Genomic DNA, 25,720 nt, shown 5'->3' on the forward strand with positions numbered 1-25,720 from the left:
ATTAAGAACGGCGGCTCGTAATGGAGCTTGTATGTGGCAGGCAGTTAATTCTGCAAGGTCAGGCGCTTGGTGGCCACTACTTGCTCATCCATCAGCAGCGAGCAGAAGTAAATGCCGCCCGGCAGCGCCGATAGGTCGATAATCTGGCCTTGCACAGCCGTTTCGGGCCGAAGCGACACATTGCGCACTTCGCGGCCGATGATGTTGCTGATGCGTAGGCGGTAGGCTTTGCCCGGCTTGGTGTCGTTGAACGCTACCGTGGCTTGGCCACCACGCACGGGATTGGGATACACCGTGAGGGGCGCAGTGGTTACGGTAGGTTCCTGCGGGCCCTGAGCACGGTGCCGAGCGCCAACGCGCAGGTGCGTGGCCGTCGCGGCTAACTGCGTCAGCAGCAGCGTGGTGAATACCAAAATGTATGTAAATATTTTCATCGAAGCTGCAAATGTAGGTTTGCTGAACGAGTCAGCAATGGTTTGAAATATAGACGGTTAGTAGCCATGCAAGGTTGCTCAGCTCAACCGGTCTATTTCATTATGGCAAGCTCCGTGCCGCGAATCCGGGCCTAGGTGCATTGCTATAATCTCAGACAGGCAAGCGGGGCTAAAGTTTAACCGAGTTTGGCAGTACGTGCTTTATTTCTTGCAGACCGAACTGCTGGGTTTTGCCGCTTGCCAACTCCAAAACTAACTGTCCGGCTTCGTTTACGTCGGCAATGCGGCCTTGCAACGGTTGGCCAGCTGCCTCAAACGGGTACCAATCGCCGTCGTGGCGGTAGAGCACGCCTAGGTAGTCGGTGCGTAACTGGTGGTGGCCGGCGCGCAGTTGCAGGTAGCGGCGCTCTAGGTGCTCGAGCAGGCGCGTGGCCAAAGGAGCTAGGGTGTAGGCGCGGCCCGTGAGCAAACCCAGCGAAGTGGCGGTAGGCACGCCGAAATCGGTCTGGTTAATGTTCAATCCGATTCCGACTATACTAAATTGAATTTGTGAGCCGCTAAGTGTGTTCTCGATCAGGATGCCGCCTAGCTTCTGATCTTGGTAAAACAAATCGTTTGGCCATTTTAGCCGCAGGGCAGGGTCGGGGCCGAGCAGGCCAGTGGCCCAATCGTGCACGCCTAGGGCTACGGCAAGGTTCAGCTGGAACTGCGCCGTGGCGGGCAAAAACGTAGGCCGCCATATCACCGAAAGCGTCAGGTTTTCGCCCGGTTTGGCCTCCCACTGGTTGCCACGCTGTCCGCGGCCGGCTGTTTGGCGGTCAGTTATGACGGTGCAGCCTTCGGTGGCGCGGTTTTGGCCTAGCAATTCGCGTGCTTCGGTGTTTGTGGAGCCGCATTCGGGCAACCATATTACTTGTTGGCCCGTGAACAGGGTTTGAGGGCTGATTTGCTCCACCTGATTTTTCCTACTTTGTGTTGACAAACCTACTTCTCTCACATGAAAATTACCCCGGTTCGGCAGGATTCGGACAACTTGGCAGACATTATCGTACGCGGCATGCAGGACAAAAAGGCGTCCGACATCGTTGTGCTTAATCTTAAAAATCTCAAAAACGCTGTTGCCGATTACTTCGTCATCTGCTCGGCCACTTCCGATACCCAGCTCGATGCCATTGCCCGCTCGGTTGAAGAAGAAGTAGAGAAAACCACGGGCCAGAACCCGTGGCAGAGCGAGGGCCGCCAAAACCGTGAGTGGGTACTGCTCGACTACGTTGACGTGGTAGTGCACGTGTTCCTGCGCGACCGTCGTTCGTTCTACGCGCTCGAGGAGCTGTGGGGCGACGCCGAAATCTCGTACATCGAGGAAGAAACCGCCGTTAAGTAAGCGGCCCTGGTGCAACACTGCCGGCTTTTTCTTGCCCCTAGGTAAAGTAAATCCGGTGGTGCCGCGTCTGCTGTTCCAGGCTAGCCGTAGTATACTGCAGCCGGCCCGAACAAACCGCGCTTGCGGGGTGTTCTTCCTACTGTGCTTCTTTTATTGAAGACTCTTCTTATACATGCCAGATAACACCCCTTCTCCGAAAAAGAAAAAACCCATGCTGCCTACGCCCGGCGCCCCGCGCCCTGGTGTACAGTTGTGGGTGCTGCTCGGGCTGACGGTGCTCGTGTTTGGGTTTTACTACCTAAGCAAGGGTAGCTCGGCTATTGAAATCAAGCAGCAAGACTTCGAGCAGATGCTGCAGGCCGGCGACGTACGCGACGTAACCCTCGTGAACGACCGCCTGGTAGAGGTAACGCTGAAGCGCGAAGCCCTGCAGAATGCCAAATACAACCAACAACTCCGTAGCCGTGGTCCGCTCGTGTCGGATCAGGGTCCGCACTACGCTTTCCGCGTAATCGACGGCAAGACGTTTAAGGACGATTACGACAAGCTGCAAGCCTCCATACCCGCCGACCAACGCGTGGGCCTAGGGGTGGATACCCGAACCGGCTTTGGGGAGATATTCACCGGCTGGGGCTTCTTTATTATCCTGCTGGTCGGCTTCTGGTTCCTGATGCGCCGCATGAGCGGGGCCGCTGGACCCGGTGGTCAGATCTTCAGCATCGGTAAGTCGCGCGCTGCCTTGTTCGAAGGTGGCGACAAAGTGAAGATTACCTTTAAAGATGTAGCCGGCCTTGAGGAAGCGAAAGAGGAAGTACAGGAAATCGTTGAGTTTCTGAAGAACCCTTCCAAATTCACCATCCTAGGTGGTAAAATCCCCAAAGGTGCGCTGCTGGTAGGCCCTCCCGGTACGGGTAAAACCCTGCTGGCGAAAGCCGTAGCTGGCGAGGCCGACGTGCCCTTCTTCTCGCTGTCGGGTTCCGACTTCGTGGAGATGTTCGTAGGTGTGGGTGCTGCCCGTGTGCGCGACTTGTTTAAGCAAGCCAAGGCCAAGGCGCCCTGCATCATCTTCATCGACGAAATCGACGCCATCGGCCGCAGCCGTTCGCGCGGCAACGTGCCCGGCGGCAACGACGAACGCGAAAACACGCTGAACTCGCTGCTGGTAGAAATGGACGGCTTTGGTACCGATTCGGGTGTTATCATCCTGGCTGCTACCAACCGCCCCGATACTCTCGACTCGGCGCTGCTGCGCCCCGGCCGTTTCGACCGTCAGATCTCGGTAGATAAACCCGATATCATCGGTCGTACCCAAATCTTTGGTGTGCACCTTAAGCCGCTGGCTTTGTCGCCCGATGTGGACGCCAAGAAGCTAGCTGCCCAAACGCCTGGTTTTGCCGGTGCTGAAATTGCCAACGTCTGCAACGAAGCTGCCCTGATTGCCGCCCGCCGCGACAAGAAGATGGTAACGATGCAGGACTTCCAAGACGCCATCGACCGTGTGATTGGTGGCCTTGAGAAGAAGAACAAGCTCATCTCGCCCGAGGAGAAAAAGATTGTGGCTTACCACGAAGCTGGCCACGCTATTGCCGGCTGGTTTCTGGAGCACGCCGACCCGTTGGTGAAGGTAAGCATTGTGCCCCGCGGCGTAGCTGCTCTAGGCTACGCGCAGTACTTGCCCAAAGAGCAGTTCTTGTACAATACCGAGCAGCTCACCGACGAGATGTGCATGGCCCTAGGTGGCCGCGCCGCCGAGGAGTTGGTGTTCGGCAAGATTTCGACCGGTGCTTTGTCCGACCTAGAGCGCATCACCAAGATGGCTTACAGCATCGTGACGATGTACGGCATGAACACGAAGCTCGGCAACATCTCCTTCTACGATTCGAAGGGCAGCAGCGAATACGGTTTCACCAAGCCCTATTCGGAAGCTACCGCCCAGATGATCGATGAAGAGGTCCGCAAGATTATCGAGGATGCTTACAACCGCACCAAGAACTTGCTGACCGAGCGCCGGCACGAACTGGAGGTAGTGGCCAAGGAGCTGCTCGAAAAGGAAATTCTGCTTCAGGATGACCTGGAGCGCCTTGTAGGTAAGCGCCCATTTGCGGCGCAAACCACCTACCAAGCGCACACCGCCGGCACCGACCGCTCCGAAACCCTGAGCGAGCGGAAGCAGGAACACCCAGTGCCCCTGGGCAACGATTTGCCCGAGCTAAACCTGCCCGGCCACAGCAATGGTTCGTCGGATGGGCAATCCACCAACGAGCCTTCGGTACCTACCGGTAGCACTGTTGCTTAAGGTTACTGTTTGCTGGCCAAGTAATTAACAAGTAAAAAAGAGGAGTCGCGGCCCGTCTGGCAGCGGCTCCTCTTTTCGTTTGGAGAGGTTCGGTTGTCTCTTCACTTTAAAGAAAAAAACCGCAGCCAAGGGCCGCGGTTTTTTCAACACACCTATTGCAACAACCTATACAGAAGGACAATTACTAAGTAATTAATCCTCCGGAGTATGGTACCTGAGCTGGCGCCGCGTTGCAGATTAGCGCCTAGCATTTATATTGTTGTGCATCCGGCGGCTCCGGAGCAAAATCATTCTGGTCTGTGACGCTACCCGGCAGGTTGCCTGTGGGTGGCAGCCGGCAGCGCTGTCAGCTTGGAGTCGTTTACTCGGCTTTTTGCTGCCTTTGATGATACAATGTTACGGCACGCAATGGCGCAAGTAAAGGAAGAATCATCCTTCTGTGTGACAAGCACTGAGTGAGGTTGAGTATGTCTTCAGCATAGTTACTGTTGCCCAACACTCTTGTTGAACACCGGTTTTCTGGGGCTTAGCTCCTGAAAAAAGGTTGTAGGTACAGCGAAATGGATTCAAACATGGGTGATTTGTGACTAAACTTAGCAGTTGGGCGATGCCCACAAACGCTATTTGCGGGTCGATTTTTTGGGCAAAAGCACGTGCAAAGCCAGAGTTGTAGCTGCCAGCGGTACGGCGGCGCCTAGCACCAGCCACCAAGCACTGGGCTCGAGGCGCGCAACGGCAAGGGTGCGCCCCCAATCCGAACGCTCAGGGGACAGCCCTACACCCAAAAAAGCCAGAGTAGTTTGAAGCGCAATGCACGTTGCTAGGTTGAGAGGGAGAGCAGCGCGTAAGGGCGCCCAAACATTGGGTAATACATGGCGCAACAGCACCCGGCCTTCTGATAACCCAGCGGCATAAGCTGCTTCAACAAAGCCTTGCTGCCTTGCTTGCATTACCTGCGCCCGAACCAGGCGAGCGGTGGCAGGCCAACAAGTGAGTGCAAGCAATCCTATCAGCCAAGAAGTAGAAGGGCCATGAACGGCCGCAAGCAGCAGCACCAGCAGCAGCCGTGGCACCGAGCCCAGAAAGGCTATACTAAACTGGAGCAGGCTATCGGCCGGTATTGCCACGGCGCGCTGCTTAATGTGACTGACTGTAAAACCACCTAGGGCAGCCGCCGCAATCCACCAAGGCAACTGGGCTGCAGGCATAAGCAAAGCCAAAACGGCACAAGCAGCCACCACACCCAAAACCAGCCTAGGTGCCTGTAGCTCCGAGTTGCCCCAAGTGCCAACGGCTGCTCCTAGCAGTATGCCTAGGAGGGAGGTGAGCAGGGCGGCGGGCAGGCTAAGCGTCAGTAGAGAGTGGGTACCTGCCACCACGTCGGTCAGCACGTCGCGGCCAAATGGGTCGGTGCCCAACCAGTGCTGAGCTGAAGGCGCTTGGCTTATCTGCAGCACATCGACGATTACCACAAGCCACCGCTCGGGGTAACATACGGTGAGTACTGCCGCCAGGCCAACCCCTAAAAGCCATGCCGCTGCTAGCCACCGCCCCGCACGAGCTACCGAAAACCTGCGCATCAGCTCACCCGGATGCGTGGATCGAATACTGTTTGCAGTACATCGGCCACTGCCCAAGCCATTACCCGCACAGCTGCTACCAACAGCACGCCCCCAACCAGCACGGGTAAGTCACGACTAGCCGCAGCCTCTACCAAAAGTCGGCCCATACCCGGCAAGGCAAACACCAGCTCTATAACTACTGCGCCGGCTACCACATCGGGCAGCAGCTCGGTAACCTTCGTGACGAATACCGGCATGGCATTGGGCAGTACGTGGTGCCACCAAAGCCTGGGCACGGAGGCGCCTTTGGCCAATGCGGTTGTGCTGTAGGCTTGTAGCCGCTGTTGGCGCAAAGCAGCCTCGGTTGGGAGGAACAAGGCCGGGAAGGCCACCACCGACAAACTCAGAACCGGTAGCACCAGATGGTAAGCCCGATCGAGTACCGAACTGCCAAGCACCTCGCCGGTAACTGACTCGAGCCCGAACGATGGGAACAATGGCCAGAAATCAGGGCTGGATAGCAGCATCAGCAATAGCAACGCCACTACAAAAAGCGGCAAGCTATTGAGGGCGTAGGCCACCGGCACCAGCAGCCGGTGTACACCCGAACGGCGCGCAGAGGCTACTGCTGCTGCCAGGGCCAGCAGTACCGATACTACCAAGGCCGTGCCGGTGAGCGGCAACGTTACACCTAGCGCCGAGCCTAGGTGTTCTTCTACCGCAACACCATCGCGGTAGGAGGTGCCTAGGTGCCCACTGGCTAGGTCGCTCAGCCAATTGTGATATTGGTTGGCCGTGCCATGCCACTGCCAGGGGAGCAAGCTGCAGTAAAAAAGTGGTTCGTTCAGACCAAGGCGTTGCAGGTACTGCTGCTCCGAGGCCGCGCGAGTAGCCGCGCTGGCAGTTGGCGACAGCTGCTCACTGGCAAACAGCCGAGGTGAGCTAGCGGCCACTCCTCGGCTCAGCAAAAACACGGCTGACGCCACTACCCACACGGTGCCCAGGGCTACCCCAATACGCCTTAGCAGCAGCTTTATCATGCCTACCTAGGGGCGAGCAGCGGGCAAAAGCGTAAAGGCCGATAGGTCGTAACCGGGCTCAAGGCCGCTTGGGCGTACGTTGCCGAAGCGCTTCGCTACGGCCAGGCGGTTTGGCTCGAAGAACAACGCTACCATAGGTGTCTGCTGGTACAGCACGGTTTGCAACTTGTGCAGCAAGCGTACTTTTTGGGTCGAATCCTCGGTGCTCACAATTTTATCGAGCAGGCGGTCGGAAGCGTCATTGCCAAAGCGGGTGCGGTTTACGCCGCCTTCGCCAATGCTGCCCGTGTGGAGCAGCGGGCGCAAGTCGTACGAAAACGGGTTGCCGTACAAGGTGCGCAGGCATAGGTCGAACTGACCTTCGCGGCGCAGCTCCGAGAGCTTGCCCGCCTCGGTAGGCTGCAGGCTTACCGTTAGCCCAATTTCGCGGGCAGCTTGCTGCAGCAGCAGGGCAATGGTTTCGTAGGTACGGTCGCCGGCGGCGTAAAACAAGCGTGGCGTCAAGGTTTGGTTGGCGCGCGTCCAGCCGGTGCGGCCGCGTTGCCAACCAGCTTGCCGCAGCAACGCGGCCGCATTTTGCGGCGAATAGGGGCGGAGCGGTAAACTATCGTGGTACACCCACTTTTCGCGTGGGTTAATCAGGCTAGTGCTGCGCTGGCCCAAGCCAAATTGGGTGGCTTGCATCAGCCGCTGCGCGTCAACCAACATAGCCAGCGCTTGGCGGGTAGAGGCTTCTTTGAGCGCAGCCTGTTGGGTATTTACTTCCATCACCACCACCCGGTAAGATGCTGGCGAGTACAGATGGAAGTTGGCCGAATCGGTTTTGCGCAGCTGTTCGAAGTCAGGGCCAGGCATGTTCGGGTACACATCCAACTCGCCACGGCGCATGGCCAGCAAAGCGGTAGCAGCGTTGGGTACCACATGAAACTCAAGCCGACGCGGGTTGGCTACCAAGGGCGGCGCGGCGTTTTCCAAAGCATCGCCCCACCATTTGGGCTTGCGCTCCAGTACCACCCGTTGGCCAACTTGCCAACTTACCAGCTGGTAGGCACCGCTGCCGCGTACCACGCGTGGGTCGCGCCACTGGGCCGCGTCGTTAAAGCGTTGCTGAAACGCCTGCACGGCTGTTGTTTTAGCTAGTGTGGTGTCGCCACCCAACAACCTCCCTAGGGGCACTTGGCGGAGCAGCGAATCGGGGTCAAGCAGGTATTCGGGTAGTACCGGGAAGTCGCCGCTGGTGGTGCGGTACTCCGGTGCGTAGCCGCGGCACACCAGCGTAAAGCGGCGCGGGTTTTGGGCATCTAACTGCACATCCTGCACAAAGCTTAGCGTATTGCGCAAGCTTTCGTTGGGCAGGCCAGGACAGGTAATCACCTTCAGGCTGAACACCACGTCCGAAGCCAACACCGGGCGGCCATTGTCCCAGGTGGCTTCGGGGCGGAGTTGATAGCTAAGAAAGGTAAGCGAATCGGTGCGCCGTACGGCCGGCATGTCGGTGGCTAGCCAGGGCACAAATCGGCGCTTGGTGCCATCTACCGTCAACAAGCTCTGGTAAAGTAGGTTGTTGAGCTGGATGGCATAAGCATTAGGCAGCGTTACCGGGTTCAGCGACTCCGGGTCGCGGGGCCAGCATACGCGCACGGCCGCCGGGGCTGCTGACTGTTTGGAAGACGACGAGGAACAAGCGTAGCCAACGCAAAGGCTGAGGGCAACAAACAGCCTAAGTAGTAAGAATCGTAACATGAACCTAGTGTGCCCATGGTGGGTGGACCGGCCCAAGTTACCGAATGCCGCGCTGATGAGACGAATTAATGCGTTTCGCCCCAACCGTTGCCACCGATGCCAGGGCCGTCGTTGGTAGGGGGCGGCGGCGGGGTTGGGGTGCCCGACGCTTGAAGTGGCTGGGATTGTGATGCACTGCCGGCACTATCTGAAGTAGTGCCTTGGGTAGTGGTGCCAGCGCCTAGTAGGACACTGAGCTTCAATAAAGCGATGAGTAGCAGCTCCAACATGGTGGCAAGAATTAAGGTGTGCGAGAACCTTGAGTAAGACAAACATACCAACCTAGGCACGCCTAAGTAAAGGAAGAAACTTGCTTGTCTGTGACTATGAATTACGGAGCAACTCTATAATGAAATATGGTTTAAATTTCTGGTTTTTATAGCTTAAGTCAATCCTGATCGGCGAAGCTTGAAAAAATACTGGCCAAAATGTGACATTCAGGTTGCTAGGAATTACAACTTGCACAATGCAAATTTGACTTACCTATCCGGGTTCAAAAAGGAAGAAACTTCAGCCTTTGTGACCTAGGACGGCCTCATACGATCCTAGGCAGGGCGTGGCCTAGGTGCCCTATTGCAAGCTTTACACATGCACGAGCTGATTAATTTGGCCAAGATTGTGACCAACCGCCGGCTAACTACCTTGCCGTTGGTCGACTTTGCCGATAGCCGTACCGCAAAATCAAGAGAAGAGCAACTGCTGGAGCTGTTGGTGTCGGGCGAAAGCCTTACCAACTTGCAAGTGGCTAAGCGTATGTACAATAGCAGCACGGCCAAAAGCCAAGCCGCTTTGCGCAAACTAAAGCAGCGTTTGCAAGAAAAGCTCCTTAATCACCTGTTCTTCTTGGATCATACTGATCCGAGGCACCCAGCGTTTCGCCGGTACGAGCAACAGTGTCTGGATTTGCTGTATCAGGCCACCATGTTGTGGCGCGAAAGCGAGCGGGTGCTGCTGCCGCAAGTGCTGCGCAAAGTGGTGCGCTTGGCTACCAGCGGCGAGTTTACCCAACAAGCAATCAGCGCTTGGGAAATGCTGCGCACGCTGTATGCCGAATCGAACGACTATACCCAGTACCAGAACAGCGTAAAGCAGCTCAACAAGCTGTACGACACGTTGACCGTGGAGCGGGAGGCGCAACGGATTAACTGGGATGCCAAAATGAAGCTGGTGCGCTCGGTATCGGCGAGGCGCCGTTTGTTGCAGGAGTTGCCCGATATCATCTGCAAGCTCGAAGGCCTATACCAGCAAGTCCCGACTTACAACGTTTATGATCCGCTGCTGAAAATGCGGCTGATGCAGCAAGAGCTGAGCGGCAACTTCGAGGAAATCATCCGCATCACAACCGCCGCCGAAAAGCTGTTTGCGCAGGGCAAGCTGAACCCGAAGCGGTTTGATAGTCGCTTTACCAAGTTTTACAGCATGTACGCCCACTTGCGGGCGCGGCGCATTACCGAGGGGTTGGCGCTGGCCGAAGGGTACTTGGAGGCCTTTCACCGCTCCAACAACAACTGGTTTGCTTTTCTGGAGCTGTATTATCTGTTGGCCATGCACGATGGCGACTACGTGCGCGCCGGCGAACTGCTGCGCCGCATGCAACAGAACCCGTTTGTGACAAAAATACCGCTGCCTGCCCAGCAGCGCTGGGAGCTGATGCAGGCCTATTTGTTTTTTGTGCGGCCCGAAGAGGCCCGGCTGCGGCCGCTGCACTTTGCGCAGCTGGTGCAGCGCATCCCCGACCACAGCCGCGATAAGCAAGGCTACAACGTAGCCATTCTGATTCTGCAGTTTCTGCACTACCTGCGCGAAGGCAACCAGGAGGCATTGCTGGCGCGGTTAGAAGGCTTACGCAAGTATGAAAAAGCTCACTTGCGCGAAGCCTCTACCTTGCGGAGCCGGCTGATGTTCCGGCTGCTGCAGCTCACAGTAAAAGAAGATTTCGACCCGGAGGCTTGCGAAAAAAAGGGGCAAGCGCTACTGGCACGTTTGCGCGATACGCCGCCGCCCGGCGAAGCTTTCGCCGAAATCGAAATTATACCCTACGAAAACCTCTGGTCACAAACGCTGGGGTTGTTGCGCGAGCCAACCGCACAACGGGTAAGCTAATGACCTAGGGCTGTTGGGCGGCTACCGCTTGAGCGGGCGTGGCGGCAGTAGCGGTGCTGGCAACCAACTGCTCGTAGCGTAGTAGCTGCGCAGGAGTAAGTACCGCCTTCAGTTGCGAGTGGTACTCATCGGCTACGGCTTGCAGCTTGGTTTTGCGCACGTCTTGGTCGCCGGCGTACATGCGCTCCACTTCCTGCTCTTGCTGTAAGCGTTGGTAGGTAAGGCTTTTAACCTTCAGGATACGGGCATCATCGAGGCCGAGCTGCGGTGTGAGTACACGCGTAGCCTCGGCGGCTTTTTGGCTAAGCGTGCCGCCGCCCTGCGCAAATGCGCCCGTAAAGCAGCAAGCAAGTACAGCAGAGAGAAATAGCTTTTTCATGACGGTGTGGTTGTATTAAGGTTATATGCTATAGGATTTACGTGGCAAATAAAATCAATATTCTATATATAAATGAATAATCGCAGTAATTAATTGCACAATATTTCTTCGCTTGCCTTTGCTTCGAACTCAACCGTAGTGTAGTAAGTAGGAGTGGTGCACGTAACCAACGCTATGCAGGCTTATTTGGTACGTGCCAGTTGCACGGGGCACGCGCGGGTTTAAGGCACGTGGTTGGCAAAGCCGGGTTGCTGCTGTACCTTGCCGCGGTTGCACTCGCGCCTGCCTTCTTCCTCTCCTTCTCAGACGTACCTGCTCGCCTAACCCGATGCCTGCCTCCGCTGCCCTACGTACCGCCGACTTTCTCGATCAGATGACCCGTGCCGTAGAAGAAGCGCGTACTGTAGCTCAGGAGCGCTTCCGGCCCCTCAACGAAGATCAGCTAAACCGCCGGCCTTCGCCCAGCAAGTGGAGCGTGGGCCAGTGTTTGGAGCACCTCAATATTATTGGAGGTTTGTACCTGCCCGTGATGACCCAGCGCGTACGCAAAGCCAAAGAGCGTGGTGCCCGGCCGGCCGAGTATGTAAAGAATGGCTTTATTGGCCGCCGCCTCACGGAGGCTATGCTGACGCCGGCCCGCGAAAGGCCCATGAAGGCTCCGCAGCAATTTGCGCCAAGCGGCTCGCGCTTGCCGCGCACAGTGGTCGAAGTGTTTATTCGTCAGCTCGACGAATTGCTGAACGTGCTGCAGCAAGCCCGCGACGTTAACGCCAACGCCGTGCGTATCCCGAACACGCTGATTCCGTTGGTGCGCCTGCGCCTTACCGACCAGTTTGCTTTCCTGGTAGCACACCTGCAGCGCCACGTAGCCCAAGCCGAACGCGTGCTCGATTCGCAGCCGCGCTAGGTGCCGCGCGGAAGCAAGTAAGTAAGGGCCAGCGCAGCCGTGCGGTGGTACCGCGCTGTGCCCGGGCCACTGTACCACGCGGGCCGGTTGTTCTGCCAAGCCCAGCTGTACTGGGCCTGCAGCAGTACCGGGCCGGTTTGGTAACCTAGGCCTGCCGATATGCCGGTGTCGTAGCGCTGCGCATCGGCGTACGACTTCATAAACGCGGTGTATTCGAGTGGGCGAGCCTCGCGTACGGGTTGGTTTTGCCCGCCCGTGGGCTGATATTCTTGCTCGAACTGCCCGCCCACGCCCATGGCCAAGTAAGGGCCAGCAAATACCTGCAAGTAACGGGCCCACACCGGAGCCACTGCCAAATGCAGCGGCACCTCGAGGTAGCCAAAGCGGGTTCGGATGCGATAGTCGTACAGCAGCTCGCCCGTGGGCGAAGGCAGCGCGTACTGCGTACGCTGCCGCGCACCTTTTTGAGTGTAGAGCATGGCCGTTTGCAAGCGTACCGCGCCCCATTGCCACTGGCCAGCCAAACCTACTTGTGCGCCTGCCAGCGGCGAATAGCGCGAAGGGTAGCGCTCGGGCCGGCTGCTAAGCGTGGTGAGGGTAGCACCCAAGCGCGGGCCGTAGCTGAACTGCGCCCGAGCGGCAGTACTTAGCAGTAGGCTGGCAAGAGCAGCGCATAAGAATGTCAGGATTCGGAGCATGGGAGCGGAAGCTGGCGGCCCTAGGTGCAATGGGTTGCCTCGGAATAGCTGAGTCAAAGGTGTCGAGGTAAGAGCTAAAATCAGTGGATGCAAGGCTCACATAAGCATGTGGTTCAGGGCCATTAGCATGCCTCAGCAATAAAATTTACCTCCGAGCGTGTGGAAAAAGCAGGGCGCCGGCATCGATAAGCTGTAATTACCTTGCTTTGCTCATGCGTTTCCTCCTGCTCATCCTGGCCGCTTGGCTGTTGTTGATGGTAGTACCCTCTAATGCATCGGCCCCACCTGCGGGCGGGCCGTACGCTGCGCAGTGGAAAAAAATTGATGCGCTGCTGCAAAAAGACCAAACAGAAGCCGCCCAGAAGTTGGTGCTCGGTATATATCAGAAAGCCCGCGCCGCTAACCAAACGGCCGATTACGTGCGCGCTCTGGTATACCGCCTGCACTTGCTGGAGCGGCGCGAAGAAGATGCCGATGCGAAAGGAATTCGGCTGCTCGAAGAAGACCTAGGGAAAGCCGCTTTTCCGGCGCGGCCGGTGCTGCACAGCCTGTTGGCCGAGCAGTACCACCAGTACCTGCGCCAAAACCGCTACCGCCTCTACGACCGCACCCAGGTAGCTGCCGCAGCCGATTCCCTAGGTGCCGACGATCTGCAAACCTGGGATGCCGCCCGCTTAGCCAGCCAAGTAGTGCGCCACTACCGCGCCTCCGTCGAAACCGATGCCGCCCGTCAGCAGCAAACCACGCTGCGCAACTTAGGCCAGCTGGCCACGCCCGCCGATGCGGCTGGCCAGCAACTGCGCCCCACGCTCTACGACCTGCTCGCCCACCGCGCCATCGAGGCTCTGAACGACGACGAACTGTACCTCACGCGCCCGGCCGAGCAGTTCCGCTTTACCGAAACGCGGCTGCTTGCCTCCAACGAGGAATTTGCCCAACTCTCCCTAGGTGCCCCCGCGGCCGACTCGCTCAATGGGCCACTGCATGCTTTGCGCCTGTGGCAACAACTCACGGCTTTCCGGCTACGCGATGCCCGAAACCAAGCTGCCCTGGCCGATGTGGAGCGCCTGCGCCTCGCCTTTGTGCACGAGCATGCCGCCTTCGCCAACAAAACGGCCGCTTACATCGCTGCCCTGCGCCGCGCCCAGCAGCGCTACCAAGCCTTACCCGCTTGGGCTGATTTTCAGGCCGAGCTTGCAGAGCAGGCTCAAAGCCAGAAGCGCTACGCCGAGGCCATGGAGCTAGCCCGGGCCGCCGTGCAGCGCTTCCCCAAATCGGTAGGAGCCGCGCGGGCACAAGGCATCATAAACGAGCTGGAACGGCCCGAGCTACAGGTGCGTACGTCTGAGGTAGAGCTGCCCAACGAGGCCATGCTGCTGAGCGTGCGCTACCGCAACCTGAAGCAAGTGTACGGTTTTGCCTGGAAGCTGCCCGCCGCGGCCATACTGCGCGAACAGCTCGGCCAACGCAACACCGAAATCCAGAAAGCCTACGCCAAGCGCCTAGGGGCCAAGTCCGTTGCTACCTGGACGATGGCCCTGCCCGGCTCCACCGATTACCGCGCGCACCGCGCCGAGGTGGCCGGGCCCAAGCTGCCGGCCGGGCATTACCTCATGCTGGTGAGCACCGCCGCCGAGCAGCCCGGCAAGGAGCGGGAGAATGTAGCCACCGCCTACGCTTTTGTATCGGTGAGCGAGTTGGGTGAGGTGCACCGCGCCGCCCCCACCAGCGGTACCGATATCTGGACGCTCAACCGCCGCACTGGCCAGCCGCTAGCGGGCGTGGGCGTGCAGCTGTGGTACCAGGATTACACCAACGGCAAAGAGCGGCACCGCTCCGGCCAGCTCCTGCAAAGCAACGCCGAGGGCTTTCTGAACGTGCCGCCCGATGATAACCGCCGCGCCTATCAGCAAGCCCTGTTGCTGCGCCGCGGTGCCGATACCTTGGTGGTACAAACCAACATAGGCAACAACCGCATGTTGCCTAACCGCAACTCCGAGCAAGAGCAACGCCCACGGGCCTTCCTCTACACCGACCGCGCCATTTACCGCCCCGGCCAAACGGTGTACTTCAAAGGCATTGTGGCCCAAAACCAAAACGGCCGCAGCCAAGTGCTGAAGAACACGCAGGTGCAGGTGCGCTTGCTCGATGTGAATGGCCAGCCCGTGCAGGAATTTACCTTCACTACCTCCGATTACGGCAGCTTCAACGGCTCGGTAGTGCTGCCTACAGGCCTGCTCAACGGGCAAATGCAGCTGCACGTGCGCACCAAGTTCTTCAGCGAAGAGCAGTACCCAGGGCAGGCGTTTATTTCGGTCGAAGACTACAAGCGCCCCACGTTCTTCGTTGCGCTCGATCCGGTAAAAGGCACGCCCAAGCTCGGCGATACGCTATCGGTGCGCGGCACGGCCACGGCCTACGCCGGCCAAGCCATTGATGGCGCCACGGTGCAATACCGCGTGGTACGCCGCACGGTGTGGCCGATGCTTGGGTGGGCCGAGCTGGACTTCGGCTTCGGCAGCGCCTTGGGCATCCGCCGCCCGTACTACCCGGGCCGCGGCGGCGAGCAGCAAATTGCCACCGGTACTGCCACCACCGATGCGCAGGGCCGTTTCCGGGTAAGCTTCACGGCCACCCCGCCCGACGAAGCCGCCAACGACGACACGCCCGACGAGGACGAAGACGATGAAGACGGCTACCGCCCGCCCGGCCCGTGGCGCCCCAGCTACGTGTTTGAGGTAACCGCTGATGTAACCGACCCCAACGGCGAAACGCGCTCCGCCGAGCGCGGCGTTACCCTAGGCGGGCAGCCGCTCAACTTGGCCCTGAGCGGCCCTAAGTTGGTTAATCAGCAGCAAGTTGAGGAGGCATTTGAACTGCGCAGCAAGAATGCTACCGGCGAGGCCGTGCCCGCTACCGGCACCCTGCGCCTTTACCGCCTCACGCCGCCGGCGCGCATGCTGCGCCCGCGCCTGTGGCAGCGCCCCGACCAGCCCGGCCTCAGTCGCGAACAGCACCAGCAGCTCTTCCCGCTCGATGCCTGGTTAAATGAAGACGACCCCGACAAGTGGCCGCGCACCGTGGTAGGCGAGTGGCGCTTCGATACCGGTCAGCGCACGCAGCTGCCCGAGGTGGCCCGCGCCCTAGGTGCCCAAACGCCGGGCGCTTACCTGCTGGAGGCCAGCACCCTTGCCGGCACCGATACGGCCCGTACTCGTCTGGGCTTCACGCTCTACAACCCTGCCGCGCCGCAGCTACCGTTGCCCGTGCCGCAGTGGCTTACGGCCCTGCAGGATACCGTAGCCCCGGGCCAAGCCGTGCAAGTGCTCGTCGGCTCGGGTTTTGAGGCGGTGCACGCACGGTTGGAGGCAGAAAGCCAAGGCCAGCTAGTGCGCGCCGAGTGGCTGCCGCTGCGCCGCGAGCAACGGCTCATCAGCCTGCCCACTACGCCCGCCAACGCCGGGCCCATGCACGTGCGGCTGATGTTTGTACACGCCGGACGTTTCTATCAGCAGGAAGCTACGGTACAAGTAGCCGAGCCCGAGCGGCCGTTGCAGCTTGCCATTAGCACCTTCCGCGATAAGCTGCAGCCTGGCCAAAAGGAAACCTGGCGCCTCACCATTCGCAACAGCCAAAACCAGCCCGCCGCGGCCGAGCTGCTGGCATCGCTCTACGATCAGTCGCTCGATTACTTCCGGCCACACGCTTTCGCGAAGCCCGAGCTGCCGCAGCCGTATTTCGGGCAGCGGTTTGGCTGGAGCGGTGTGTTTGGCGCAGAAAGTTGGGAGTTGTTATTTTCCAGGTTTAGGGGAAAAGCTTTAGGGCTGCAGTATTACATCTATCCGGCGGTTAGAATGAATATGCCTCAATGGCAACAAACCAGAGGCATAAACTCCAGTCAATTGTATGACTTAGAAGATCTGGGCGATGAAGGCAATGCCAGCTTACAAGAAGTGGTAGTTACTGGTGCAGGCCGTGGTGCAAACGTTAGGGTCCGTGGCATCAGCACCATGGCGGCTGCACCCGTCGCTGCCGCCACAGCAGATGCTGCAGTTGTTGAGCAGAAAGCTTATAAGATTAGCGGTGCTGTGTCCGAAGTCAAAAGAACTCCGCAGGACCTCGCTACCGTACCCGTCCGCTCCGACTTCCGCGAAACCGCTTTGTGGGCACCCGCTGTGCGCACCAACGACAAAGGCGAAGTGGTGCTGGAATTTCAGATGCCCGAGGCCGTGACCCGCTGGCAACTGCTCACGCTGGCGCACACGCCCGATTTGCAAACCGGCATGCTGGCGCGGCAGCTTGTCACGCAAAAAGAGCTGATGGTAACGCCCAACGCGCCGCGCTTCTTCCGCGAGGGCGACCAGCTGCGCCTCACGGCCAAAATCAGTAACCTCAGCGGCAAAGCCCTAGGTGGCACGGCTAAACTCATCTTGTTGGATGCCCGCACAAATCAGCCCATCGACAAGCAACTGCTGCGCGGCAAAGCCCAGGAGAAGTTTAAGGTTGCGGCCAACCAGAGCACCACAGTAGGGTGGGAGCTGAGCATTCCGGCTGGCCTCGAGGCCGTAACCTACCGCGTGGTGGCGCAGGCCAAAAACTACTCCGATGGCGAGGAAAACACCCTACCGGTGCTGCTCAATCGCCTGCTCGTAACAGAGGCGCTGCCGCTTACCGTGCGCGGCAACTCGGTGCGCGAGTTTGAGCTGCGCAAGCTGACAAGCACCACCTCGGCCACGCGCCAAAACCAGAGCCTCACGCTGGAGCTAACCAGCAACCCGGCCTGGTACGCTGTGCAGAGCTTGCCCTACTTGATGGAGTACCCCTACGAGTGCTCCGAGCAGGTATTCTCGCGCCTCTACGCCAATACGCTTGCCGCGCGCATTGTGCAGCAAAATCCGCGCATCCGACCGGTGCTGGAGGAGTGGAAACGCGCTGCTGCCAGCGGCGACCCGAAGGCGCTGCGCTCCAAACTCGAGCAAAACCAAGAGCTGAAAGCCTTGCTGCTGCAGGAAACGCCGTGGGTGCGCGAAGGACAGTCGGACACGGAGCGCATGCGCCGCTTGGCCGAGTTGTTCGACGAGCCCCGCCTGCAAGCCGAAATACAGCGCGCTGCCCAAAAGCTGCAAGAGCTGCAAAGCCCCAGCGGTGCCTTCCCATGGTTTAAGCAAATGCCCGACAACCGCTACATCACGCAGGTGGTGGTGGCGGGCTTCGGCCGCCTGCGCCGCCTAGGTGCTTTTGATGCCCTGCAGGATGCCCGCACCGCCGATATCCTCCGCCGCACCGTAGCCTACCTCGACCGCGAACTAGCCGACGACTACGCCCAGCTGCGCCGGCAGAAAGGCGTGAAGCTCGCCGACGACCACCTAGCCGACGCCACGTTGCAGGCGCTCTATGCCCGCTCGTTTTGGGCGGCCGAACTGCCCGTGCCCGCCCAGGCAAAACCGGCTTTCGAATACTACCGCGAACAAACCGCCAAGTACTGGCCCAAGCGCAACCGCTACCTGCAAGGCTTTGCCGCCGTGGTGCTGCACCGCAACGGCCAAGCCAAGCCCGCCCGCGAGGTGGTAGAGGCGCTGCGCCAAAACGCCCTGCGCTCCGACGACCTAGGTATGTACTGGAAGGATGTGCAGCCGGGTTTCTACTGGCAGCAGGCGCCCACCGAAACCCAGGCGCAGCTGATCGAAGCGTTCAGCGAAGTAGCCTCGGAAGATCAGCAGTCGGTAGAGGAAATGAAGCTGTGGCTGCTGGCTCACAAGCGCACCCACAACTGGGAAAGCACCCGCGCTACCGCCGATGCCTGCTATGCTTTGTTGCTGCAAGGCGGGCGCAACTGGCTCGAGCCCGCGCAGCCGTTGCAGGTTTCCCTAGGTGCACAAGCCATCAACACCAGCCAAGGGGCCGAGGCCGGCACCGGCTACCTCAAGCGCAGCTACCCGGCTGCCGAGGTAAAGCCCGCTCTGGGCAAAGTGCGCGTGCAGAAAACCGACGCCGGCGTGGCTTGGGGTGCGCTGTACTGGCAGTACTTCGAACAGCTTGATAAGATTACGCAAGCCGACAAAGCTCCCATTACGCTCACGCGCCAGCTCTTCCGCGAAACACCGAGCAGCAACGGCCCCGTGCTTGCGCCCATGCAGGCCGGTACGCCGCTGCGGGTAGGCGAGGTGCTGGTGGTGCGCCTGGTGCTGAAAACCGACCGCGAGCTGGAGTTTGTGCACCTAAAGGACACCCGCGCCGCCGGCCTCGAACTGATTGGCCAAACCTCGGGCTACCGCTACCAGCAAGGCCTCGGCTACTACGAAAGCCCGCGCGATGCCGCCACCAACTTCTTTATGGATGTGCTGCCCCGTGGCACGCACGTGTTCGAGTACCGTTTGCGCGCGGCCCAGGCCGGCGACTTCTCCTCGGGCATAAGCCAGGTGCAGTGCCTCTACGCGCCGGAGTTTACCAGCCATTCGGCTGGGCAGCGCTTGCGCATTGGGGCCCAGTAACCACGTCCACCTAGGCCCCTAAGTGGCGACACCCAGCAACCAGCTGCCGGCTATGTCGGCAGCTGGTTTTTTGTGGCCGTTGCTGCCGCCACCCTAGTTGTTAGATGCGCCGCTGAGCAAACGTCAGGCGTGAATGGCGTCCGTTTCCTCAAACCATATTTCGCTGAGAGTTGCAAGCTACGCATGCGCAAGCAAGGCCGATTTTGCAGCGCTTAAGCAGCGTATTTCAGCTCAACCATAATATTCGGCGCGCGACGGCGTTTTTCACCTTTCCGGGAATATAATGGCCGATAGGATGCTATTCAGCAGGGGTTTTGCCTCTTTCCAAGATGCGTGGTATTTTTGCGCCCCGGTTGATTTTTTGGATTGAGAGGATTGCTGATGATACGAACCGCTTTACTCACGGCTGCTTTGGCAGCTTTTGCGCTGACTACCCAAGCCCAACACGGGCGCCGCTCGGCTGTTTCACACGCCAAGCAGCCCGATACCGCGGGCAAAGTAGCCGTGCCGGTAGGCCCGGTATTGCCCGGCGAGGAAGCTCTGTCGGCCCAGGAGCGCGCCGAGCGCACGTTCATCATGCCGGTGCGTAAGAAGATGCCCTCGGTGGCACGCCCATCTGCCGCTCCGCGCCCCCAACTCGACCCCACCAGCACCGACGCGGTTGCCATTGGCCCGCCCACAGCCGAAGAAGCCGCCGAAGAGGCTGCCAGCAAAGCCGAAGCGGCAAAGGCTACCGCTGCTCGCTCTACGCATAGGTCTTCGGGCCACCGCAGCAGCAGTGCGCGTCGTAGCAGCTCGCGCAGCCGGAGCAGCAACAAGAGTTCGTCGGCCCGGCGCAGCACCTACAGCAAAAAGAAGAGCACGGCTAAGAAAAGCACCAGAAAGTCGTCGGCCGCTAAAAAGAAAACTTCGTCGCGTCGTCGTCGCTAGTTTGGGTTGACACCAACAAAAAAGCACCTCCGGCTGGAGGTGCTTTTTTGTTGGGGCAAGTGCTCAGCGGAGTACCTAGGGCTACACGTTTTGCGGCATCAGGCGCACCACCAGACCATCGAGGCGCGATGTGATGCGGATTTGGCACGACAAGCGGCTGCCGTTCGACATGATGGGCAGCGACTCGAGCATGGCCATTTCGTCGTCGCTAGGCTCGGGCAGTTCGGGGCCGGCCAGCACCTCTACGTGGCAGGTGCCGCACAGCGCCATACCGCCGCAGGTGGCTTGTATGTCGTAGCCCGAAGCTTTCATCACCTCCATCAGACTCAGGCTCATGTCGGTAGGAGCAACCAGCTCGGTGCGTTGGCCGGGGGCATCCTCAACGTATACCCGTACTTCTGTAATATCTTCTAAGCTCATAGCAGGAGTTCTTCGTTGTAAGTTGCGAGTTGTCGGGCTTAGCAATTGGCCCAACGGCGGTGCGAAAAAACGCAAAAACCGGGAGCCAATCTGCATCGGCTCCCGGTTCTTGCGCGTCAGCCCGACGGACTGGCAACTAACAGCTGATAACTGACAACTGATTTACAGCGTGGGTACCCCGTTTACGGTGGTGTACTTGAGCACGTACTTCTTGTCGGGGAACATGTACTTGTAAGCCCCTTGCGCCATCAGAGCCGCTTCGTGGAAGCCGCACAGGATGAGCTTCAGCTTGCCGGGGTAGGTGTTGATGTCGCCGATGGCGTACACGCCGGGTACGGAGGTGGAGTAGTCGAGGGTGTTCACCTTCACGGCGTCGTCCTCAAGCTCCAGGCCCCACTCGCCAATCGGGCCGAGCTTGGGCGTGAGGCCGAACAGCGGAATAAAGCTGTCGACGGTGATGGTGTTGGTGCTGCCGTCGTTGGCGGTGATGGTAACGGCTTCTAGCTGCTCCTGACCGTGCACGTGCGTCACGTTGCTGCTGAGTACCAGGTTTACTTTGCCAGCCTCGTGCAGAGCTTTCACCTTCTCGGCCGAGTCGGCGGCGCCGCGGAAAGTGGTGCCGCGGTGCACCAGCGTAACCTCCTTGGCTACGTTGGCCAGGAAAATGGTCCAGTCGAGGGCCGAGTCGCCGCCGCCAGCAATAACGATGCGCTGGTCGCGGAAGGTTTCGGGGTCGCGCACCATGTAGTACACGCCCTTGCCGCCTTCGTACTTCTCTAGCTCCTCGATGGCAGGCTTGCGGGGCTCGAACGAACCTAGGCCACCGGCAATGGCAATGGCTTTGCAGCGAATCTCGGTGCCGTCGGTGGTGGTAAGCACGAAAGAACCGTCTTCCAGCTTCTCGAACGACTCGACCCGCTCGCCCAGCGTAAAGGTGGGGTGGAAGGGCTCGATCTGGCGCATTAGGTTTTGCACCAGGTCGCCGGCCAGCACCTCGGGGTAGCCCGGGATATCGTAGATGGGTTTCTTCGGGTAGATTTCCGACAACTGCCCGCCTACTTGCGGCAGGGCGTCGACTACGTGGCAGCGGAGCTTAAGCAAACCGGCTTCGAAGACGGCAAACAGCCCCACGGGGCCGGCACCGATGATGCAGATGTCAGTGGAAATGGTAGCGTGCATTACGGAGGTAAAACAATCAGCAAAGGGCACCGCGGCGGGTGGCTTGCATCGTTCGTATCGGGTAGATAACCAATGCCAAGGGCAAGAGGTTGCCGCTCATGCAAAAACGGTGCGCAAAGGTACGGCGCTTCGTGCAAAACATAGCGCCTCAAGTATAAAGAAGCCGAGTGGGTAGCCCTAGGTGATAACCTGACCAAGCCGCTTGGCAAGCTGCTGTACCTAGGTCAGCGGCCCTAGGTGGCTGCAAAAAAAGCCGATGCAGGCAGCAGTGCCCACACCGGCTTTTCTGGAAGTTGTTTCGGCTACCAATTACCGATTGCGGCGGTTGTAGCGGTCATCGTTGTCGAAATCGTCGTTGTCGCGCCCACGGCGGCTGCCGTAGCTGCTTCCGCTGCGGCCGTAGTCGTCGTCCATGCTGCCCGAAAACTCGTTGCCAAACGACGAGCCGTACATGGAGGTGTCGTAGGAGCCGTAGTTCGAGCCGTAGTTCAGGTTGTTGCGGCCCATGTCGCCCATATTGTCCATGTTACCGCTCATGCCGGCGCCGCGGTGGCTGCCACCGTGGTAGTTGTCGGTGTTGTCGTAGCTGTTGCGGCTGCCCATGTTGCGGTCCATGTCGCGGCTAAACGATTGGTCGCGGCCGCTCATGCCCATGCTGCCGCGGCCCGAGGAGCCGTAGTTGCTGCTGCCGTAACCGTCGTAATCGAAGTTGTCGCCGCTGCGGTTCATGCTGCCCATGCCGCCACGGTTCATTTGGTTGCTGCCGCCGTAGCCACCCCTGTTGCGGCTGCTGCCGTAGTCGTCGTTGCCGTACATGGAGGAGCCCATGCCGCCGGAGTAGCCGCCGCGGCCTTGCATGCCGTAGCCGCGCGAATCATCGTCCATACGGCCCGTCATGTCGCCCATACCAAAATCGGAGCGGCCACCGTAGCCTTGCGAGTTGCCCATGCCGCCGCTCATGTCGCGGCCGCCGCGGTAATCGTTGTAGTCCGAGCCCATGCCGTAGCCACCTTGGTTACGCATCGAGCCACCTTGCCCCGAGTTCATGCCGCCACGCGAGTCGCCGAAATCAGAACCCCGTCTGTAGCTGCTGTTTCGGTCTTGGTAGTCGTGGTTATTGCCCGAGCGCTGATTGCGGTTGCGGTTGTCGAAACGGTCCTCGTCGCGGTGCTGATTGTAATTTGCCATGGTACAAAAAGGGTTTTGGTTAGGCCTTGTTGTACCCTCCCGCAAACCGAAAGGTTACCTACCTCTGTGCAAGCGTAAGTGGTTTATTGTTCAGCTTGTTAACGTGCAAAATACTGGTGCGCAAAAGCTTTGACTAGTGCGCTTCTGTAAGTAAAAAAGCATCTACTAGTGCAGCATTAGACCGCAGCCCAAGGCACAGTACGTTGCAGCGGCATTTACTTCAGCGCGCGCACTTAATAAGCTGTTCAAAACCCGGCTTACAAGCGTGCCATTACGCCTTAACTACCTAATGGTAAGAGGCGATGCTATGTTAAGGTAATGTTACCTACTTTTGCTTGCATGAGACTCAAGCGTCTGTCCGAGTTGCCGCCGAGCATCCAGGGTATGCTTGATAAGCTATTGCTCGCCGCGCTGGTTTTAATTGTGCTCATAAGTATGCGCTCCTGCGTGCGCAACGTTGCCGATGCTATCGGCCTGGGTACGCTCACCGCTTCGGAGCACCAGGCACGCGAACGAGCCGACCTCACATCCGACTAAGCGCCGTTGCTTGGCTTTGGGCACCTAGGGGCAGCCTGGTAGTTTAAGGTAATTGCTATCCGTAGCTCTGCAGCACGGCGCTGGTCTGTGTTCACACAAATCAGGCGGCTAATGCAATTATTTCTTGCTTATATCATTATATTGCTTGCCTGCTATATAATTAGGTATGAAGCAAACTATACCCAACTGGTTGCTACTGTTAGCATTTACATTACTCAGCACGAGGAGTATACTCGCGCAAAGCCCGCAAACCCCAGTATTGCGGCGGGCATTAGCTAAAGCGCCCCACGATACTGCTCGCGTACTGCTGCTGGCCGATTTAAGTGCTTCTTACCGCTATTCCGACTTCGATTCGGTGCAGTACTACGCCAAGCAAGGGCTGCAGCTGGCGCGGCGCATCGGCTACGCCAAAGGAGAGGGACGGTGCTTATCGCGCATTGGCATTTTGATGGGGGAGCGGGGTAATTTGCCGCAGGCCTTGCGTACCAACCTGCAGGCGCTGCACCTCAACGAGCAAAGCCGCGATTTGGAAGGCACCGCGCGCACGCTCAACCAAACAGGGCTGCTTTATTTCGCCCTCGACGATTTTCGGCCTTCTATTGCATACTTCCTGCGGGCCAAACGCATTTACGAGCAAGCCGGCGTAACCGACGACTCCCAGCTTGTAAGCGTTTTTACCAACCTAGGCGCCAGCTACGAGGGGCTAAAGATGCTCGATTCGGCTGCTTATTACCTCAACCTGGCTTACGCCCGTACGCGCCAATCGCGCAACGTGCACACCAGCTGCTGGGGCAACCCCATGCCCTACGTGCTGCGCGAGCTGGGCTTGCTGCAGGTGGCCCTCGGCAACGATGCTGCTGCCCTCGATTACTACGCCCGCAGCACCCGCGCTTCGCTGCCCGAAAACGACCGCCGCAGCCGCTGCCGCTCTTATCAATACCTAGCAGAGCTGTACGAGCAGCGCCACCAAACCGACTCCAGCATTTATTACGCCCGCAAAGCCTTGGCCGTGGGGCAGTCGTTGCCGTTTGTGGTGGGCATTGTGCGCACCAGTACGCTGCTGGCCGATGCCTTTGTAGCCCGCGGCCAACGCGACAGTACCTTAAAGTACATGCACATCAAGCAGCAGGCCGAAGACAGCCTGTACAACCCGCAACGCATTAAGCAACTCGATGCCATTGGCTTTGCCGAGCAGCAGCGCCTGCGCACCCTCGAGCAGGAGCGGCGCTACTACCAAGAGCGGGGGCGTACCTATGCCTTGCTCACGGGTGTTAGTGCCTTGGGGCTGTTGGCGCTGCTGCAATGGCGCAACATTCGGCGGCAGCGGCGCACCAATGCTCGCCTGCAAGCCCTTAACCATCAGGTAACGCAGCAAAAAGAGGAGCTTACCAGCCAGCGCGACCGGCTAGGTACCATGCTGCTTGAACTGAAAGCCACCCAAAGCCAATTGGTGATGCGCGAAAAGATGGCCTCGTTGGGCGAACTGATGGCGGGTGTAGCCTACGAAGTGCAAGTTCCCATGAAGCAGGTCAAGAACCTGACGGGCGTAAACCAGCAACTCATAGCCGAGCTGAAGAGCGAGCTAGCCCAACTTCCTTTGGCCTACGATGAACTCGAGCATCTGTTCGATCCCCTGAACGCCCTAGGTCTCAACCAAGCCAAGATTGAGCAAGCCAGCCAGCGGGCCGATTCCATCGTGCGCGGCATGTTGGAGTACTCGAGCAACAGCCCTGCCCCGCGCCAGCTCACCGACGTAAACGCTTTCGTGGAGGATTACCTGCGCCTTACCTACCACGATGTGCGCGTCAAGAACAAGAGCTTCCATGCGGCCTTGCTGCCACGCCTCGACCTAGCCACTGGCAGCCTCAGCGTAGTGCGCCACGACCTAGGGCGTGTACTGATTTCGTTGTTTGCCTATGCCTTTAACGCCGTGCAGCAACGCTTGCTGCTGGCCGAAGAGGATTACGTGCCGCAAGTAATGGTGAGCACGCAGCGCACGGCCGAACACATCGAAATACGCATTCGCGACAACGGTTTGGGCCTTTCCGAAGCTGCGCAAGCTTCCGCGTTCGAGCGGTTCCTAACGCCGGCTGCCGCTACTGAGCACGCCAACCTAGGCCTCTCGCTCAGCCACGATTTAATTGTGCAAGGCCACCACGGCACGCTCTCCCTCAGCAGCCAAGAGGGGCACTACACCGAATACCTCATTACCTTGCCCCTGCACACGCGCAAGCCCGCTAACCCCGAGTCAGTGTATGCTTAAGCTTGGGCGCCAACAGTGCGCGGCAATCCCTAGGTGGGTGCTGCCTACTGTTGATTAAGTATAGCCGGCAGCACCAACTTAAGAGTTATATGAGAATGAATTAAAAACAAAAACACCCTCAGCGCAG

The 25,720-nt window shown here is 59.0% G+C and carries 18 protein-coding genes; 8 read left to right on the top strand and 10 right to left on the bottom strand.

Features of this window, described 5'->3' with window-relative positions; genetic code table 11:
• Positions 1-44: 44 nt before the first annotated feature.
• Both ASU33_RS18695 and ASU33_RS18700 read right to left on the bottom strand, forming a co-directional pair.
• The gene (locus ASU33_RS18695) at positions 45-434 is read right to left on the bottom strand and encodes a T9SS type A sorting domain-containing protein (RefSeq protein WP_059072326.1); all 390 of its coding nucleotides are present in this window, start codon (positions 432-434) and stop codon (positions 45-47) included.
• Positions 435-603: 169 nt separating this feature from the next.
• Positions 604-1,389, bottom strand: a complete 786-nt coding sequence (locus ASU33_RS18700; RefSeq protein ID WP_059072327.1) for a biotin--[acetyl-CoA-carboxylase] ligase — start codon at positions 1,387-1,389, stop codon at positions 604-606.
• Between the two features lie 42 nt (positions 1,390-1,431).
• On the opposite strand from ASU33_RS18700, the gene rsfS reads away from it, so the two are divergent.
• On the top strand, positions 1,432-1,818 hold the full coding sequence (rsfS, locus tag ASU33_RS18705; RefSeq protein WP_059072328.1) for a ribosome silencing factor: 387 nt from the start codon (positions 1,432-1,434) through the stop codon (positions 1,816-1,818).
• Between the two features lie 172 nt (positions 1,819-1,990).
• Complete coding sequence (ftsH, locus tag ASU33_RS18710) at positions 1,991-4,114, top strand: ATP-dependent zinc metalloprotease FtsH (protein WP_059072329.1); 2,124 nt, start codon at positions 1,991-1,993, stop codon at positions 4,112-4,114.
• Positions 4,115-4,734: 620 nt separating this feature from the next.
• Here the strand turns inward: ftsH and ASU33_RS18715 are convergent.
• The 3 genes from ASU33_RS18715 to ASU33_RS18725 form a co-directional block, all read right to left on the bottom strand.
• Positions 4,735-5,586 (bottom strand): ABC transporter permease, encoded by an 852-nt coding sequence (locus ASU33_RS18715; RefSeq protein WP_059072330.1) that lies wholly within the window; start codon positions 5,584-5,586, stop codon positions 4,735-4,737.
• 107 nt (positions 5,587-5,693) lie between these two features.
• Positions 5,694-6,716 carry an ABC transporter permease gene (locus ASU33_RS18720; protein WP_059072331.1) on the bottom strand — a complete coding sequence of 341 codons (1,023 nt, stop codon included), beginning with the start codon at positions 6,714-6,716 and terminating at the stop codon, positions 5,694-5,696.
• A gap of 6 nt (positions 6,717-6,722) precedes the next feature.
• Entirely contained in the window at positions 6,723-8,357 is a 1,635-nt protein-coding gene (locus ASU33_RS18725; protein ID WP_059072332.1) for an ABC transporter substrate-binding protein, read from the bottom strand.
• 729 nt (positions 8,358-9,086) lie between these two features.
• Between ASU33_RS18725 and ASU33_RS18730 the strand changes: the two genes are divergently transcribed.
• A complete protein-coding gene (locus ASU33_RS18730; protein ID WP_059072333.1) occupies positions 9,087-10,601 on the top strand; it encodes a hypothetical protein in 1,515 nt (504 codons plus the stop codon).
• 4 nt (positions 10,602-10,605) lie between these two features.
• On the opposite strand, the gene ASU33_RS18735 is transcribed toward ASU33_RS18730, so the two are convergent.
• Complete coding sequence (locus ASU33_RS18735; protein WP_059072334.1) at positions 10,606-10,980, bottom strand: hypothetical protein; 375 nt, start codon at positions 10,978-10,980, stop codon at positions 10,606-10,608.
• A 328-nt stretch (positions 10,981-11,308) separates the two neighbouring features.
• Between ASU33_RS18735 and ASU33_RS18740 the strand changes: the two genes are divergently transcribed.
• Positions 11,309-11,887 carry a DinB family protein gene (locus ASU33_RS18740; RefSeq protein ID WP_059072335.1) on the top strand — a complete coding sequence of 193 codons (579 nt, stop codon included), beginning with the start codon at positions 11,309-11,311 and terminating at the stop codon, positions 11,885-11,887.
• On the opposite strand, the gene ASU33_RS18745 is transcribed toward ASU33_RS18740, so the two are convergent.
• Positions 11,884-12,585: an outer membrane beta-barrel protein gene (locus ASU33_RS18745; RefSeq protein WP_078063249.1), complete on the bottom strand. Its 702-nt coding sequence runs from the start codon at positions 12,583-12,585 to the stop codon at positions 11,884-11,886. The two genes, ASU33_RS18740 and ASU33_RS18745, sit on opposite strands and share 4 nt — an antisense overlap.
• A gap of 212 nt (positions 12,586-12,797) precedes the next feature.
• On the opposite strand from ASU33_RS18745, the gene ASU33_RS18750 reads away from it, so the two are divergent.
• Both ASU33_RS18750 and ASU33_RS18755 read left to right on the top strand, forming a co-directional pair.
• On the top strand, positions 12,798-19,076 hold the full coding sequence (locus ASU33_RS18750; RefSeq protein WP_059072337.1) for an alpha-2-macroglobulin family protein: 6,279 nt from the start codon (positions 12,798-12,800) through the stop codon (positions 19,074-19,076).
• A 381-nt stretch (positions 19,077-19,457) separates the two neighbouring features.
• Positions 19,458-20,006, top strand: coding sequence for a hypothetical protein (locus ASU33_RS18755; RefSeq protein WP_149867301.1), 549 nt, complete (start codon positions 19,458-19,460; stop codon positions 20,004-20,006).
• Positions 20,007-20,087: 81 nt separating this feature from the next.
• Here ASU33_RS18755 and ASU33_RS18760 read toward each other — a convergent pair whose 3' ends face one another.
• The 3 genes from ASU33_RS18760 to ASU33_RS18770 form a co-directional block, all read right to left on the bottom strand.
• Positions 20,088-20,426, bottom strand: coding sequence for a 2Fe-2S iron-sulfur cluster-binding protein (locus tag ASU33_RS18760; RefSeq protein ID WP_059072339.1), 339 nt, complete (start codon positions 20,424-20,426; stop codon positions 20,088-20,090).
• Positions 20,427-20,588: 162 nt separating this feature from the next.
• A complete protein-coding gene (locus ASU33_RS18765) occupies positions 20,589-21,605 on the bottom strand; it encodes an NAD(P)/FAD-dependent oxidoreductase (protein WP_059072340.1) in 1,017 nt (338 codons plus the stop codon).
• A 309-nt stretch (positions 21,606-21,914) separates the two neighbouring features.
• Positions 21,915-22,793, bottom strand: coding sequence for a hypothetical protein (locus ASU33_RS18770; protein WP_059072341.1), 879 nt, complete (start codon positions 22,791-22,793; stop codon positions 21,915-21,917).
• 339 nt (positions 22,794-23,132) lie between these two features.
• Between ASU33_RS18770 and ASU33_RS18775 the strand changes: the two genes are divergently transcribed.
• Positions 23,133-23,330 carry a hypothetical protein gene (locus tag ASU33_RS18775; RefSeq protein ID WP_059072342.1) on the top strand — a complete coding sequence of 66 codons (198 nt, stop codon included), beginning with the start codon at positions 23,133-23,135 and terminating at the stop codon, positions 23,328-23,330.
• Between the two features lie 259 nt (positions 23,331-23,589).
• Positions 23,590-25,593 carry an ATP-binding protein gene (locus ASU33_RS18780; protein ID WP_059072343.1) on the top strand — a complete coding sequence of 668 codons (2,004 nt, stop codon included), beginning with the start codon at positions 23,590-23,592 and terminating at the stop codon, positions 25,591-25,593.
• The last annotated feature ends 127 nt before the right edge of the window (positions 25,594-25,720 follow it).

It is taken from the genome of Solirubrum puertoriconensis, from assembly GCF_001483135.1.
In the GTDB taxonomy this organism is placed as follows: domain Bacteria; phylum Bacteroidota; class Bacteroidia; order Cytophagales; family Hymenobacteraceae; genus Solirubrum; species Solirubrum puertoriconensis.

What these genes read in the sequence shown, in the direction of transcription:
- ASU33_RS18695 (WP_059072326.1), bottom strand. Translation starts at nt 434, where the DNA reads ATGAAAATATTTACATACATTTTGGTATTCACCACGCTGCTGCTGACG.
- rsfS (WP_059072328.1), top strand. Translation starts at nt 1,432, where the DNA reads ATGAAAATTACCCCGGTTCGGCAGGATTCGGACAACTTGGCAGACATT.
- ftsH (WP_059072329.1), top strand. Translation starts at nt 1,991, where the DNA reads ATGCCAGATAACACCCCTTCTCCGAAAAAGAAAAAACCCATGCTGCCT.
- ASU33_RS18720 (WP_059072331.1), bottom strand. Translation starts at nt 6,716, where the DNA reads ATGATAAAGCTGCTGCTAAGGCGTATTGGGGTAGCCCTGGGCACCGTG.
- ASU33_RS18730 (WP_059072333.1), top strand. Translation starts at nt 9,087, where the DNA reads ATGCACGAGCTGATTAATTTGGCCAAGATTGTGACCAACCGCCGGCTA.
- ASU33_RS18735 (WP_059072334.1), bottom strand. Translation starts at nt 10,980, where the DNA reads ATGAAAAAGCTATTTCTCTCTGCTGTACTTGCTTGCTGCTTTACGGGC.
- ASU33_RS18740 (WP_059072335.1), top strand. Translation starts at nt 11,309, where the DNA reads ATGCCTGCCTCCGCTGCCCTACGTACCGCCGACTTTCTCGATCAGATG.
- ASU33_RS18745 (WP_078063249.1), bottom strand. Translation starts at nt 12,585, where the DNA reads ATGCTCCGAATCCTGACATTCTTATGCGCTGCTCTTGCCAGCCTACTG.
- ASU33_RS18750 (WP_059072337.1), top strand. Translation starts at nt 12,798, where the DNA reads ATGCGTTTCCTCCTGCTCATCCTGGCCGCTTGGCTGTTGTTGATGGTA.
- ASU33_RS18755 (WP_149867301.1), top strand. Translation starts at nt 19,458, where the DNA reads ATGATACGAACCGCTTTACTCACGGCTGCTTTGGCAGCTTTTGCGCTG.
- ASU33_RS18760 (WP_059072339.1), bottom strand. Translation starts at nt 20,426, where the DNA reads ATGAGCTTAGAAGATATTACAGAAGTACGGGTATACGTTGAGGATGCC.
- ASU33_RS18765 (WP_059072340.1), bottom strand. Translation starts at nt 21,605, where the DNA reads ATGCACGCTACCATTTCCACTGACATCTGCATCATCGGTGCCGGCCCC.
- ASU33_RS18770 (WP_059072341.1), bottom strand. Translation starts at nt 22,793, where the DNA reads ATGGCAAATTACAATCAGCACCGCGACGAGGACCGTTTCGACAACCGC.
- ASU33_RS18775 (WP_059072342.1), top strand. Translation starts at nt 23,133, where the DNA reads ATGAGACTCAAGCGTCTGTCCGAGTTGCCGCCGAGCATCCAGGGTATG.